Origin of the sequence: Synechococcus sp. R65.1 (genome assembly GCF_047461755.1) — a bacterium.
In the GTDB taxonomy this organism is placed as follows: Bacteria; Cyanobacteriota; Cyanobacteriia; order Thermostichales; family Thermostichaceae; genus Thermostichus.
This window is the reverse complement of the sequence record NZ_JANSHU010000001.1, coordinates 1-13,901: the sequence shown is the minus strand read 5'-3', so window position 1 is coordinate 13,901 and position 13,901 is coordinate 1. Positions and strand designations below refer to the sequence as shown.

Genomic DNA, 13,901 nt, shown 5'->3' with positions numbered 1-13,901 from the left:
GACTGGAGAGAACCCAAGTGCTGCGCTACTTGCAGGTGTTGTGGCTGTTTTGGAGCACTTCTGTAGCAGCAGAAATGGAGTACCGGGCCAATTTTTTCTTTGCCAGCCTCAGCAGCTTAGGCGGCCTGGCGTCAGCCTTGTTTGGGCTGTCGCTGTTCTACCAGCAGGGGCACCGCTTGGGGGGCTGGAGTTGGCCGGAGGCGCTCATCGTCCTGGGGGTGTTCACCATCCTCCAGGGGGTGTCGACCAGCCTCTTTAACGTCAACCTCAATCGCATCGTGCAGCAGGTGCAGGAGGGCACCCTGGATTTTGTTTTGCTCAAGCCCATCAGCAGCCAGTTTTGGCTGTCAACGCGGGTGTTCTCTCCCTGGGGCCTGGTGGATATCGGCTCTGGCCTGTTGCTGATTCTCTACGCCGGGATCCAGTTGGAGCTGCCAGCCTGGGCCTATGTCCTGGGGCTAGTGCCCTTTTTGCTGGGGCTGGTCATTCTCTACAGCCTCTGGTTTATGCTGGCGGCCACCAGCATCTGGTTTGTTAAGATCTACAACGTCACCGAGGTGCTGCGGGGCTTGGTAGAGGCCGGGCGATTCCCGCTGGTGGCCTATCCGGTGGCCTATCGGCTGTTTTTTACCTTCGTCGTGCCGGTGGCTTTCTTGACCACAGTGCCGGCGGAAGCTTTGTTGGGGCGAGCCCAATGGCCCTGGCTTGTGGGATCCGCCCTGTTGGCAGCAGGGTTGCTGTGGGGATCCCATCTGTTCTGGCGCTTTGCCTTGCGCTTCTACACCAGCGCTTCTAGTTAAGTCTTGCCTCCTCAACTGCAGCCGACCCCACCGCCTAGGAGAGGCCCAAAGGGAATTAGGTTAAGATGAAAGTCGCGACTGCGCCAAAACCCTTGGAGGCCAGGTCATGGGCGAAGCCAAACGCCGCAAAACCCGCAGCAGCCCAGATCCCGACCAAGAGTTGCTGTTTCCCAGCTTCAAAAGCATTCCTCTCACCAAAGCCCAAGCCCGCACGATCTACAACTGGACAACTCGAGGCACTTGGGCCGGCATTATTCTCCTAGCCATTGTCTGGGTGATAGTGCGATTTGTGGGGCCTGCTTTCGGCTGGTGGCATCTGGCGGGCTAGCCAGCTGGATCCTTTGAGTTTTCCCGGAGTTTCCCTATGCAATCCTACTTGGCAGCCGCCCTTCAGATGACCAGCACGCCTGATCTGGCCGGCAACTTCCAGCAGGCAGAGGAGTGGATTGACTTTGCGGCGCGCCGGGGCTGTGAGCTCGTAACCCTGCCGGAAAACTTTGCCTTCATGGGGCCAGAGGAAGAGAAAGTTCGTCTTGCTCCAGAGATCGCGCAGCGGGCGGAGGAATTCTTGGCCAAGATGGCCCAGCGCTACCAGGTATTTGTGTTAGGTGGGGGATACCCGGTGCCAGATGGAGAGGGCAAGGTGTACAACACGGCCGCCCTCTACAGCCCAGAGGGCAGAGAGCTGGCTCGCTACCGCAAGATCCACCTTTTCGACGTCAACTTGCCCGACGGCAACACCTACCGCGAGTCCAACACGGTGGTGAGCGGCAACGAGGTGGTTGTCTACCAGGAAGAACGGCTAGGCACCCTTGGCCTTTCGGTCTGTTACGACGTGCGCTTTCCCGAGCTGTATCGCTCCCTGGTGGATCGGGGGGCAGAGGTGTTGCTGATCCCTGCCGCCTTTACGGCATACACGGGCCGGGATCACTGGCAGGTTTTACTGCAGTGTCGGGCTATTGAAAACACCTGTTATGTCATCGCCCCTGCCCAGGTGGGCACCCACTACGCGCGGCGGCAGTGCCACGGGCACGCCATGATCGTGGATCCCTGGGGGACGATCTTGGCGGATGCCGGCGGCGAAAAACCAGGTGCGGCCATTGCTGAGATCGACCCAGAGCGGCTGCAGCTTGTCCGACGGCAGATGCCCTCGCTGCAACACCGTCGGCTTGCCTGAGGGATCCCCTATGCCTTGGCCGCCGCTAATTCTCTACAGCAAGCCTGGCTGCCACCTCTGCGAGGGCTTAGCGGAGAAGTTGCAGCAGATCCCTGAAGTCAGGGAGCTGGAAATCCGTGACATTACTTCCAACCCCCTTTGGTGGGAGCAGTACTCCCTCGAGGTTCCCGTGCTGAAGGTGGCTGGGGATCCAGAACGGCCCCTACCGCGCCCTTCTCCGCGGCTAACGGTAGCGCAGTTGCGCAGCTGGCTGGGACAACAGTTGGGTGGTCTCTCAGGAGGCTAGCGCTTCCTTGCGGGCAGTGTAGCCGGCCTGGCGCAGAGCTGCAACGGTGGCCTCGGCATCTTTCACCCAAAATTCGGATCCCAGCCGCACCCAGAGGGTGTGGGGGTGGGCGACGAGGGCAGCCACCACGGGAATGCGATTTTCTTCCTGAGCTTCCGAGCGTTGACCGGCAAGTACCGCTTGCAGACGGCGCCGCTCCTCTACGGTTCCAGCAGAGTCCAGGGGAACTTCCACCGTGACCCAGCTTACCGCTTCAATGGGCTGCAGATCCTCCACAATCAATTGCACCTGCTCATCCCGCTGGTCGACCTTAGCCCAAACCAAGAGCCGTTGATCCACCTGCAGGCAACTGCGCAAACGCTTGTAAGTCTTGGGGAAGAGCACCGCTTCGCAAGTGCTTGTCAGATCTTCTAGTTGCAAAATGGCCATGCGCTCCCCTTTTTTGGTGCTGACGGTTTTGATAGCGGTCACTAGAGCGAGAATGCCGACTGAGACCTCAGACGAGCAGGTCTTCAAGTCAGCGAGGTTGACAAGAGCTAGCAGCTGTACTTGCTTTTGGAGCCGCCGCAGAGGGTGATCCGAAACATAAAAGCCCAACAGTTCCCGCTCTAGCCTCAGCTTTTCCTGCGGTGGAAAATCTTCAGTTGCAGGCCCTTGGGGCGCTTCCGTAAAGCCCTGACTGCTGCTGCCCAACAAATCAAATAGGCTGGCTTGGCCGATGGCTTTGGACTTGGCCCGCTCCGCCGCCCAACTGAGGACGGGATCCAGATCCGCTATGAGCTGTTTGCGGTTGCCGGAAATACCGTCGAAAGCGCCTGCACAGATGAGCGACTCTATGGCCCGGCGGTTGACGATGCGCAGATCGACCCGCTGGCAAAAGTCGGCCAAAGAGGTAAAGGGGCCGCCAGCCTGGCGAGTGGCCAGAATGTTTTGCACCGCTCCCTCGCCTACATTCTTCACTGCCCCCAAACCAAACAAAATGCTGGATCCCTGAGGCGTAAAGTCTAGGCCGGAGCGGTTGATGTCAGGCGGCTCAATTTGGATTCCGATTGACAGGCAGTAGGTGATGTAGCGCTGGACTCTATCCTGATCCCCGCTTACAGAAGAAAGCAGCGCTGCCATGTATTCTGTTGGGTAGTTGGCTTTTAGATAGGCGGTCTGGAAAGTAATCAATCCGTAGGCTGTAGAATGGGATTTGTTAAAGCAATACTCGGCAAAAGCAACCATCTGGTCGAAGAGCTCCGTGGCTACTTCTTTAGCCACACCTCGCTCGACTGCTCCTCGAACAAACTGCTCGCGGTGTTTCTCCATTTCCGAGACCTTCTTTTTCCCCATCGCCCGCCGCAGCAGGTCAGCCTGGCCCAGGGTATAGCCGGCCATGTCCTGGGCAATGCGCATGATCTGTTCTTGGTAGAGGATAGCCCCATAGGTATCTTGAAGGATTGGCTTGAGAAGGTCGTGGGCATAGGTTATCGGCTTGCGGCCATGTTTGCGATCGATAAAGTCTGGGATCATGCCCGTATCCAATGGCCCCGGTCGGTAGAGAGCCAAGACCGAGGAAATATCTTCCAGATTTGAGGGCTTGAGCTCTCGCACCACCTGCTTCATCCCGGAAGATTCCAGTTGGAAGATCCCTTCCACCTCCCCTTTTTCCAAAAGTTGGTAAGTCTTTGGATCGTCCAGTGGTAGGTTGTCCAAATCAATCACAACGCCTCTATGTTCTCGAATTAGCTCTACAGTCCGCTGGATCAGGGTTAGGTTGCGCAGCCCCAAAAAGTCCATCTTTAACAAGCCCAAAGACTCGATGTCCTCCATCGAGTACTGGGTAATAATTTGGCCTTCATTGTTGTACTGCAAAGGCACGATCTCGTCCAAAGGATCCTTGGAGATGACTACTCCAGCGGCATGGACTCCAAAGGTTTTGTTGGTGCCTTCTAGCAATCGAGCTAGGTCAATCCAGCGGCGGGTGGTTGGGTCTTTCTCATATTTTTCCTTGAACTCTGGAGCAGGAGTGTTCTCGCCGATCATCTCCTCTAGTTTTGCCGGCTTGCCCCGGGACACCGGGATCAACTTTGCCATTTTGTCAGCTTCTGAATAGGGGATATCCAGAACCCGAGCAACGTCCTTGAGGATAGCTTTGGAAGTCATGCGGTTAAAGGTAATGATCTGAGCCACTCGCTCCTGTCCATACTTGCGGGTTACGTATTCGATCAGCTCTCCCCGACGCTCGATACAAAAGTCAGTATCGATGTCTGGCATTGATTGCCGTTCTGGGTTGAGAAAACGCTCGAAGAGCAACCCATATTTGACAGGATCGATATTGGTAATCTGTAGGGCGTAGGCCACCAGGGATCCGGCTGCCGAACCACGGCCTGGGCCCACTGGGATCCCGTGCTCACGGGCATAGCGAACGTAGTCCCAGACCACCAAGAAATAGCTGGAAAACCCCTTTTGCTGGATGATATCCAGCTCAAAGCGCAGGCGCTCCCGATAGTTTTGGGGGATCTGATCCGGATGGGCGACGCCACAGCGCTTTGCCAAGCCTTGCCAGGCCAATTCAGCAAGGTAGCTATCGGCAGAATGACCTGGGGGAACTGGGTAGTCAGGCATGCGTATTTCCCCAAATAGGTCATAGTCCTCAATCTTTTCCAGCACTTTGAGGGTATTGGCAATCGCCTCGTCGATGACCTCCTGCTCGAGGTGATCGCGGCAGAGGCGGCGCATTTCCTCTAGGCTTTTTAGGTACTCTGTGCCCGTGTAGCGAAGGCGATTTTTCTCGGTGAGGGATTTGCCTGTCTGGATACAGAGCAGGGCATCGTGGGCCTCCACATCCCAGCAAGAAATAAAGTGGGTATCGTTGGTGAGGATGATTGGGATCCCCAACTCCCGAGCAATGCGAACCAATTGCACATTGACAAAGCGGTCTTCCCGGTAGCCGTGATCCTGGATCTCGATGTAGTAGTCATCTCCAAACTGTTCCTGGTACCAGGCAGCAACCTGACGAGCAATTTCTGGCCGCCCCTGCAAAATGGCCTGGGGAACCTCTCCAGCAAGGCAGCCGCTGGTAACAATCAACCCCTCCTTGTATTGCACTAAATACTCTTTATTGATGCAGGGTCGAGCGAAGATCCCCTTGCCTTGAACGCCGTGGAGATGGGAAATGGTGGTCAGCTTCACCAAGTTTTTGTAGCCCTGGGTGTTTTTGGCCAAGACCACTTGGTGATACTTGGGGTACTTGCGGCTTTTGTCCCGAATGTTGCCGTTGATAACATACATTTCGTTGCCGATGATTGGCTTAATCCCTTTGCTTTTACACAGTTTCACCAGTTCGATGGCCCCGTACATAACGCCGTGATCCGTCAGGGCCAGCCCTGGGAAACCCATAGCCACTGCTTGCTCAATCAAAAGTGGCAGTCGGCTAGCCCCGTCTAGAAGGCTGTACTCGCTGTGCAAGTGCAAGGGAACAAAGGCCATGGCAACGGTAGGGATAAGGGATCCCTTCAACCTTAACCCAGCGCTCTCCTTTTCCAGTTGCCGGCAGAGGCCGCTACAGTGAAGTCAAGCCCACCTTTTCGCCCTTCGCCTGATATGGAGCCTCCTATTCGCCTCACCCAGTACTCCCATGGTGGCGGCTGCGGCTGCAAGATTGCCCCTGCGCTGCTGCAGCAGATTCTCAAGGAGCTGCCCCTCCTCTGGTCGGATCCAGCCCTGTTGGTGGGAGCTGAAACCAGCGACGACGCTGCTGTTTACCAACTCAACGACGAGCAGGCCCTCATTCTAACCACCGACTTTTTCATGCCCATCGTGGACAATCCGGTGGATTTTGGCCGCATCGCTGCCGCCAATGCCCTTTCCGATGTTTACGCGATGGGGGGCACCCCTATCCTTGCCCTGGCCATTCTGGGCATGCCGGTCAACACCCTGCCCCCGTTGGTCATTCGGGAGATCATGGCCGGGGGGATCCAAGTCTGTCAGGAAGCGGGGATCCCTCTAGCTGGGGGGCACTCCATCGATTCCCCTGAGCCCATCTTCGGCCTGGTGGTGGCAGGGCTGGCCCACCCGCAGCACATCCGTCGCAACGCCACTGCTCAGCCTGGCGACGATCTCATCCTGACCAAGCCGCTGGGGATCGGGGTAATGACCACCGCCCTGAAGAAGGGTCAGCTCAGCACAGCGGGCTATGCAGAAGTTTTACAAGTGATGACCCAGCTCAACCGCATTGGCCCGCAACTGGCCCGGCGAGCCCAGGTTCACGCCCTAACCGATGTAACGGGCTTTGGTCTTTTGGGACACTTGCTAGAGGTCTGCCGTGGCTCGGGGGTGAGCGCTGAGTTGGATCTGGCTGCCATTCCCTTTTTGCCAGAAGCCCTCTCCTTGGCTGAGGCTGGGATCTTCCCAGGCGCGGCCCGTCGCAACTGGCAAAGCTATGAGGGAATAGAGGCCAACTCTCTGCCCGAGTGGCAGCAATTGCTCTTGTCGGATCCGCAAACCAGCGGCGGCTTGTTGGTGGCTGTAGATCCGAGCCACACGGCGGAGCTATTGCAAGAACTGCAGGAGGCCAGCTACCCCTATGCCCGTCGCATTGGCCGCTGCCAGGCCGGTGAAGGGATCGCCATCCGGCTTGTCGGCGAGATCCCAAGATGAAGATTTGGTCAAGCAGGGCTGCAAAAGTTGAAGATCTCATGTAAGGGGAACGAGATATCTTGGAGGGGTATGAACGAGTCCTCTCCCAACAGCCACAGCCTGGTTCCGTGGGTTGATCCAGAGCAGCTAGTCTGCAGCCTCAGCAGTGGCCAACTGCTGATGGTGGATCCCCAGCGACACAACGCCTTGATCATCTGCAAAACGTTTCATGCCGAGTTTGCCGGGCCGGGCGCTGCGGTGGGGGGTCCTTTGGATGTGGAGTCGAGCAGTGTGGTTCCGATTGGGGATGTGGCTCTGTTGCATCCCCGGAGCTACCAAGAGCGGCAGAATGCTTATGCCAAGCGGCTGCACTGGATGCGCTGGCTGCAGCAGATTACCGACAACCCCCTGTCGGCCCAGCGGGCACGAATCTTGCTCTTTAGCCTAGAAGAGTTTTTCTCTGCTGAGGTGGTCAGCCAACTCCCCGATGAGGTTTTGGCGCGGCTGGTAGGGGTGCTGCCCCAGACCATTGCCGCAGCCCGCAGGGAAGTAAGCTACCCCACAGCCAAAGCGGTGGGTCTCCGCGTCCCCTTTCCTCGATAACCTTGCCCCAGCTATTCCTTGGGCGATTGAGTCTGCCTGGGCTGGTTGGCATCACGGCTTGCCGTTGGGATAGAGCCGGTTTAGTCCTTTGCGCGCTTTGGCATGGATGTCCAGGGTGGCATTCATTTTCAGGATTTGCCGGTAAACCTGCTCAGCCCGAGCCATTTCCCCCTCCTGTTCCAGTTTCTCGGCCAGCTTGAGCAAGTTCTGGGCTGAAGGCTCTGCCAGGGATCTCGCTTGGCCTTCCTGCCCCTGCAGGCGCTGCAGTTCTTCCAGGCGCTCTAGCACCATCGGTCGCAGCAGCCAAGAGTCATCCAAATCCAAAACTTCCCGGTAGTAGCGCTGGGCCTCTTTGAAGTTCTTTTGCTCGTCGTAGGCTTCCGCCAGTTGCAGAGCCAGCTCTGCCGTAGGCCGATCCTTAAATTGCCGATGCAGTTGGTTGAGCCGCCGCACGAAGGGGGATCCCTGCTGGGGGTTTTGCAGATCTGGAGCGTGTTGAACTGGCAGGTAGCTGGCGTTTTGGGCCGGTTGTTCTCCGGAAGAGGCAGCCTCTGTGGCTTGCCCTCGCAAAGGTACCCGACGGCTGAGGCTTTTGGGATCCAGGGGTGTGGGCTTGGAGAGCTCAATTGGCTGATCCCCAGAAGAGGTGGACGGACTTGACAGCGGGATCGGCTGCGGCGAGGGAAGGGTCTTGCGAGCCGGCGATTGGGGAGATGGCTGCTTTAGCTCCTCAAGGGTGCGAGGAGACTTTGCTTTGAGAGTCTCTCTGCGCTCTTGGGCCAATTCTCGATAGAGAGCAGCTAACTGAAGGTAGCCTGCCTCCTCGTAGGCAGTGGCCAACCAAAGGGCATTTTCAGGGCTGGGATCGGCCCGATAAGCCCGCCGCAACAACTGCAAAGCAGTGCCATAGTTGCGCTCTCGAATAGCTGCCTGCCCCAAGCTGGCTGACTTGGCCGCCGTGGTATCGCTAGCCATACTTGCTGTGCCTCCCTGGGTGCTGCTGGTAGATTCCTAGCCTAAGCATACCTTTGCCGAGCCAGACGTTAACTGCTAGGAAAGACTTCTCCTATTGGCAAGCATTTCTAGCCAATATCGACTGGCTTAAATGTGGGCAAGAAGATCTGGATGTAGGGCGTACCTTCAAGCTAGCCTGGAGTTGGGGCTCTAGAAGCAACAGATTCCGGCGCCAAGATGATTCAAGACTTTCGAGAGCGGTACCCCATGGGCAGCTTGCTCACCGATCTGTTGCGCGTGGAAGAAGGGATCTACATCGTCAAAGCCCAGGTAGTGGTGAACAACACCGTTTTGGGCAGTGGCATGGCCGGCTCAAACACCATCGAAGAAGCTGAAGATGCTGCCTTGAAGCGGGCTCTCCAGCATGCAGGATTTGGTCGCCCTACCTCCTCTTTAAGTTTAGGCCTAGACGCTGCCCCTGCCAGGGCTTCCTATCTGTCCTCTCCCAGTTGGCCAACTCCTAACTTGGGCAATGGACAGTCCCAGTCTTCCTCTACCCCTCCAACCCCTGAAGCAGCAGGGATCTCAGCCCGATCCCAGGCCCTTAAAGAAGCGGAGACTCAAAGCGACGACCTTTCGGATCTCATTGCGCAAACGGACGTGGAAATGCAGCGCATTGGCTGGGGCCGCAAGGAGGGCCAAGAGTTTTTGGAACGTCGCTTCCAGAAAAAATCTCGCCACCAGTTGACTGAAACTGAGCTGCGGGAGTTCTTGCGCTACCTCAAACAGCAGCCCTCCCGCCTGGGCAGTGAGCCCCGCTTCTAAGTTTTGCCACCAGGGCCGACAAGCTACGGCGCCCCCACAATCACTGTTGTATTCTGCATCGTTTTGACCACCGTCTCCCCCCCTTCTGAGAGCACAACCTGCCGCTCTGGCACCGATACCTTGGCTACCTGGGCAGTTTGGTAGTTTTGCCCAGCCTGCACAACTGCGGGAAGGGTGCCAGGGGCAGAAATGAGGGCAAAGGACTCACCGCCAATTTGGATAACCCCAGAAACCTGCACGCTGCGGGCAAAAGCAGCCGGATCTGGCGTGGGTGTGGGGAGCGGCGTAGCGCCCTCCAGGGGAGGCAGTTCTGGAAGGGGCGGCAGATCTAGGGGTGGTAGAGGGGGCTCGGGAGCGCGCACGTTCTGGGGCACAAAGGGATCCGCCCGTCCCGCCCTACTCAGAGCCCGCTGGGTTTCCTGCTCCCGATCCACAGGTGGGATCAGGATGGAGGCAGGTTGGGTTGGCAAGGGCCGAGGCTGGTCGGGAGCAGTCTGGCCAAAGCCTTCGGGCAAAGCCGCCGTCTGTTGCCGGGCAAGAGCCCGCAGCTGGCTAGCTCCACGGGCCAGGGTAGCATTCATGTCCTGTTCCCAGCGGCCTGAGGGGTTGAGCCGCATGATCACGGGGTTGCTGTTGCCGCGAAATTCTACCCAGACTTCCGCTTCCGTGTTGCTGAGCCGGCGGGAGCGGAGGATGCGGGATCCCGGCGGCAAAAGCGGCTGCAGGGCCAGCTCGGCGTCCCGAACTGCCTGGGCGTTGGCCAAAGCGGGAGCCAGAGACATGCCTCCTGCCAACCCCAGCAGGATCCCAAGCAAAAGCAGTGGGCGAACCATAAAAACCCCTGGGAGAGCGTCTCTGGACTAAAATATCCAAAATCCTCGCAATGGGGCTAACCTCGATCTGCCTCTTTGTCAAGCCTCTCCCACTAGAACAGCAATTCCTGACCCAAGGCAGCAAAGTTTGCCATAATTAAAACTTGTAAGCATTCTGGCTCTCCCCACTTTGGATCCCGCCAACCCTAGCCAATTACAGGAGATTGCCGAGCGGCTGCGCAGCCCACGACCAGCGGATCGGATGCGGGCCCTGGCGCAGTTGCGGGACGTGCCAGCAGAGCAGGCGGTGCCGCTGATTCTGCAGGTCGTTGACGATGAAAACCTGCAAGTGCGCTCTTTTGCCGTCTTTGCGCTCGGGGTCAAGCAAACTGACGCCTGTCTGCCTAAGTTGGTGGAGATCCTCACCCAGGACCCGGACTACAGCATTCGCGCCAATGCAGCAGGCGCTCTGGGATACCTAGAAGACCCCCGGGCTTTCGAGGCGCTGGTGCGTGCCTTCTACGAAGATGTGGAGTGGCTGGTGCGCTTTAGTGCTGCCGTAGCGTTGGGCAACCTGAAGGATCCCCGAGCTTACGACGTACTGCTGCGGGCGTTGGAGGGGCCGGAAGAGTTGCTCCAGCAGGCGGCCATCGCTGCCTTGGGGGAACTGGGAGATCTGCGGGCGCTGGATCACCTCTTGCGCTTTGCCCAATCGGAAGATTGGCTGGTGCGGCAGCGGCTGGCCCAGGCCTTGGGAAATCTGCCCTCGCCTAAGAGCGTTTCCGCTCTCAACTATCTGGCCAAGGATCCCAACGATAGCGTTGCCGCAACCGCTCTGGATTCCCTGCGACGGCTGCGCCAAAGGGGCTTCCTAGAAGCAGGATCCCCACCAGCGGATTAGAAGCAAGCTAAGCTGAAGATCGGGGTTCAGCTTGCTGGAGGGCTCCTTTGAGGAGGAGGCAAGCTTTGCTGTTCTTATCCCCTGCTCTATGATGGCTACCAAACCCCATCCTGAGACAGCCGGACTTCCCTCTCGGCCCCGCATCGTGGCGGCTCTTTCTGGGGGGGTAGACAGCTCCACAGTGGCAGCTCTCCTCCACGAACAGGGCTACGCCGTGGAAGGGGTTACTTTGTGGCTGATGCGGGGGAAAGGCCAGTGCTGCACCGACGGCCTGGTGGATGCTGCTGCTGTTTGTGAGCAACTGGGGATCCCGCACCACATTGTGGATAGCCGCGAGTTGTTCCAAGCCCACATTGTCGAGTACCTGCTAGCCGGCTATGCGGACGGGATCACACCCCTGCCCTGCTCCCGCTGCAACAGGCTGGTCAAGTTCGGTCCCCTGCTGGCCTATGCCCAGGAGCAGTTGGGCATCTCGCAGATTGCCACTGGCCACTACGCGCGGGTACGTTTCAACGCCGAGCTAGGGCGCTACCAACTGCTGCGGGCTGTGGATCGCCAAAAGGATCAGTCTTATTTTCTCTACGACCTCAGCCAAGAGCACCTGGCCCACAGCCTCTTCCCTTTGGGCGAGTACACCAAGGCCCAGACCCGCCAGATGGCTAGGCGCTACGGCCTGGCCACCGCCAACAAGCCGGAGAGCCAGGATCTTTGCCTAATTGAAACCTACGGCTCGATGCGCAACTTCCTGGATCAGCACTTGGGGGAAAGGCCAGGGGAAATTGTCGATACTCAGGGGCGGGTCCTGGGGTACCACCAGGGCATTCACCACTACACCATTGGCCAGCGCAAGGGCTTAGGCATTGCTGCCCCTCGTCCGCTCTATGTGGTGCGCATCGATGCAGCCATGAACCGCGTGGTGGTGGGAGAGCGGGAAGAAGCCACCCAAGCAGAAGCCTGGGTGCGGCAGGTCAACTGGGTGTCGATCTCAGCGCCAACCGAGCCCTTGGAGGTAGAAGTGCAGGTGCGCTACCGTACCCCTGCCGTGCCAGCTACCTTGATCCCGGAATCGCCGGAACGCGTGAAGTTGCAATTTGCCGAGCCCCAGTTTGGCGTCACCCCCGGCCAGGCCGCCGTTTGGTACCAGGGGGATCTGCTGCTGGGAGGTGGCATCCTCGAGCGCCCTCCTTCCTAGCTGGAAGTTTGCCAGAACGCAGCGGCAGGACCTCAAGCTGGCGGGATAGGGGCAGCCGCGGCTAGAGTCAATCGGTTGTGGCTATTGAGGCCCATGCGCTTGGCTTTCTACCTGCGCTTGCTGCTGTTGTTGGCGCTGCTGGCCCTGTTTACAGGCCTAATTGTGTGGCTGATTCAGTCCTTTCTCGAGCTCTACTACGCCACCCGCTACCACCCCCTTTTAGGGGGTCTGTTAGTTGGAGTGCTGACGCTGCTGCTAGTGGTGTTTTTGGCCGCCTCGGTCTATTACTTGTTTCTCTTTGGCCGAGCTTCCTCGTCTCCAACCCAGCGCCTTCCTCAGCTAGCCCCCCCGACAACCCCCGCCGAAAAGTGGGAGGCAGCCCGGCGCAACCTGGCCCAACTGGAGGCTCAAGTAGCCCAGATTCAGGATCAGGTGGCCCGAGCAGCGCTGGCAGAACGGTCAGCCCGCTTAGCCCAGCAGTTGGCCCAGCCCCAACTGAAGGTGGTGGTTTTCGGCACAGGCTCGTCGGGCAAAACCTCGCTGGTGAACGCTCTCCTGGGGCGGCCAGTGGGAGCAGTGGGGGCCACCCTAGGCACCACGCAAGCCGTGGCCGTCTACGACTGGAACCTGCCCGGCATCCTCCACCCCGTGAAGATCGTGGACTGTCCAGGCATTTTGGAAATTGGGCCAGCAGGAGCCATGCGGGAAGAAGAGGCCCAGGCTCAAGCCCAGGCTGCCGAGCTGTTACTGGTAGTGGTGGATGGGGACCTACGCCAGTCGGAGCTGGAGCCCCTGCGCCGCCTTCTGGCCTTGGGCAAACGGGCCCTCCTGGTGCTCAACAAAATTGACCTCTACACTCCCGAGGAACAGCAGCTTCTGCTCCAGCGGCTGCGGGAACGGGTTTACCCCCTTATCCAACCGGAAGACGTGCTGCCAGCTGCTGCCAATCCGGCCCCCGTGCGCCTGGGATCCCAAACCTGGCAGCCGCAACCCGAGGTGGCGGCAGTGCGGGATCGGGTGCAGGCGGTGCTCTATGCGGAGGGGAGCTCCCTGGCCTTGGACAATGCCCTCCTGCAATCCCAGCAGTTGGGCGAGGAGGCCAAGCGCATTCTCCAGGCGCAGTTGCGCCGCCAGGCGGAGGAAGTGGTCGATCGCTTTCAGTGGATTGTAACCGGTGTGGTCTTTGCCAACCCCATCCCAGCGCTGGATCTCCTGGCCATTGCCGCCATCAACGCCCAGATGGTGGTGGAGCTGGGATCCCTCTACGGCTGCAAGATGAACCTGCAGCAGGGGCGGGAGCTGGCTTTGTCCTTGGCTAAGACCTTGGCTGGCTTGGGTCTGGTGGAAGGGGCAATCCAACTGACCACCGGGATCCTAGCTACAGTGGCTGAGGTCAGCGTTGTTGGCTTTTGGCTGACAGCACCCATCCAGGCAGCCAGCGCTGGCTATCTCACCCGCATTGCCGGCAAAAGCTTTATCGAGTACTTCCAGCGCAACCAAAGCTGGGGAGAGGGAGGCATGCAGGCGGTGGTCAAGGCCCAGGTGGAGAGCGCCCAAAAATCCGGCTGGCTCAGGGAGTTTGTCCGCCAGGCCTGGGAACGGGTTTTCCGCTTTCGCTAGGAACCGCTCTGAAAGACTTACACAACCCCGGGCAAAAGCAGACTTTCACTCGGCGTTGAGGCTTTCTTCCTGCTTCCACGACCCGTAGCTAGTAGTAGAGTTCACCTC

13 protein-coding genes are annotated in these 13,901 nt (G+C 58.7%); 10 read left to right on the top strand and 3 right to left on the bottom strand.

All coding sequences use genetic code 11. From position 1 onward, the window contains the following. The first annotated feature begins 17 nt into the window (after positions 1-17). The 4 genes from NW814_RS00065 to NW814_RS00050 all read left to right on the top strand — a co-directional run bounded on the left by NW814_RS00065 (position 18) and on the right by NW814_RS00050 (position 2,263). Positions 18-800, top strand: coding sequence for an ABC transporter permease (locus NW814_RS00065; RefSeq protein ID WP_414404714.1), 783 nt, complete (start codon positions 18-20; stop codon positions 798-800). Positions 801-906: 106 nt separating this feature from the next. Beyond that, positions 907-1,128: a DUF2839 domain-containing protein gene (locus NW814_RS00060; protein WP_414395038.1), complete on the top strand. Its 222-nt coding sequence runs from the start codon at positions 907-909 to the stop codon at positions 1,126-1,128. A gap of 36 nt (positions 1,129-1,164) precedes the next feature. After that, positions 1,165-1,977 (top strand): carbon-nitrogen hydrolase family protein, encoded by an 813-nt coding sequence (locus NW814_RS00055; protein WP_414404713.1) that lies wholly within the window; start codon positions 1,165-1,167, stop codon positions 1,975-1,977. 10 nt (positions 1,978-1,987) lie between these two features. Continuing rightward, positions 1,988-2,263 (top strand): glutaredoxin family protein, encoded by a 276-nt coding sequence (locus NW814_RS00050; protein ID WP_414404712.1) that lies wholly within the window; start codon positions 1,988-1,990, stop codon positions 2,261-2,263. On the opposite strand, the gene NW814_RS00045 is transcribed toward NW814_RS00050, so the two are convergent. Next, positions 2,252-5,737 (bottom strand): DNA polymerase III subunit alpha, encoded by a 3,486-nt coding sequence (locus NW814_RS00045; RefSeq protein WP_414404944.1) that lies wholly within the window; start codon positions 5,735-5,737, stop codon positions 2,252-2,254. The genes NW814_RS00050 and NW814_RS00045 overlap by 12 nt on opposite strands. Before the next feature lie 114 nt (positions 5,738-5,851). On the opposite strand from NW814_RS00045, the gene selD reads away from it, so the two are divergent. Together selD and NW814_RS00035 are read left to right on the top strand one after the other, a co-directional pair. Beyond that, a complete protein-coding gene (selD, locus tag NW814_RS00040) occupies positions 5,852-6,907 on the top strand; it encodes a selenide, water dikinase SelD (RefSeq protein WP_414404943.1) in 1,056 nt (351 codons plus the stop codon). A gap of 69 nt (positions 6,908-6,976) precedes the next feature. After that, a complete protein-coding gene (locus NW814_RS00035) occupies positions 6,977-7,489 on the top strand; it encodes a hypothetical protein (RefSeq protein WP_414404711.1) in 513 nt (170 codons plus the stop codon). 51 nt (positions 7,490-7,540) lie between these two features. Here NW814_RS00035 and NW814_RS00030 read toward each other — a convergent pair whose 3' ends face one another. Continuing rightward, on the bottom strand, positions 7,541-8,464 hold the full coding sequence (locus NW814_RS00030; RefSeq protein ID WP_414404710.1) for a hypothetical protein: 924 nt from the start codon (positions 8,462-8,464) through the stop codon (positions 7,541-7,543). 216 nt (positions 8,465-8,680) lie between these two features. On the opposite strand from NW814_RS00030, the gene NW814_RS00025 reads away from it, so the two are divergent. Then, the gene (locus NW814_RS00025) at positions 8,681-9,268 is read left to right on the top strand and encodes a hypothetical protein (protein ID WP_414404709.1); all 588 of its coding nucleotides are present in this window, start codon (positions 8,681-8,683) and stop codon (positions 9,266-9,268) included. Between the two features lie 23 nt (positions 9,269-9,291). On the opposite strand, the gene NW814_RS00020 is transcribed toward NW814_RS00025, so the two are convergent. Further along, positions 9,292-10,101, bottom strand: coding sequence for a hypothetical protein (locus NW814_RS00020; protein WP_414404708.1), 810 nt, complete (start codon positions 10,099-10,101; stop codon positions 9,292-9,294). A gap of 169 nt (positions 10,102-10,270) precedes the next feature. Between NW814_RS00020 and NW814_RS00015 the strand changes: the two genes are divergently transcribed. The 3 genes from NW814_RS00015 (at position 10,271) to NW814_RS00005 (ending at position 13,793) form a co-directional block, all read left to right on the top strand. Next, a complete protein-coding gene (locus NW814_RS00015; protein WP_414404707.1) occupies positions 10,271-10,981 on the top strand; it encodes a HEAT repeat domain-containing protein in 711 nt (236 codons plus the stop codon). Between the two features lie 91 nt (positions 10,982-11,072). Beyond that, positions 11,073-12,173, top strand: a complete 1,101-nt coding sequence (gene mnmA, locus NW814_RS00010) for a tRNA 2-thiouridine(34) synthase MnmA (protein WP_414404706.1) — start codon at positions 11,073-11,075, stop codon at positions 12,171-12,173. Positions 12,174-12,266: 93 nt separating this feature from the next. Next, positions 12,267-13,793 carry a DUF697 domain-containing protein gene (locus NW814_RS00005; protein WP_414404705.1) on the top strand — a complete coding sequence of 509 codons (1,527 nt, stop codon included), beginning with the start codon at positions 12,267-12,269 and terminating at the stop codon, positions 13,791-13,793. Positions 13,794-13,901 lie beyond the last annotated feature (108 nt).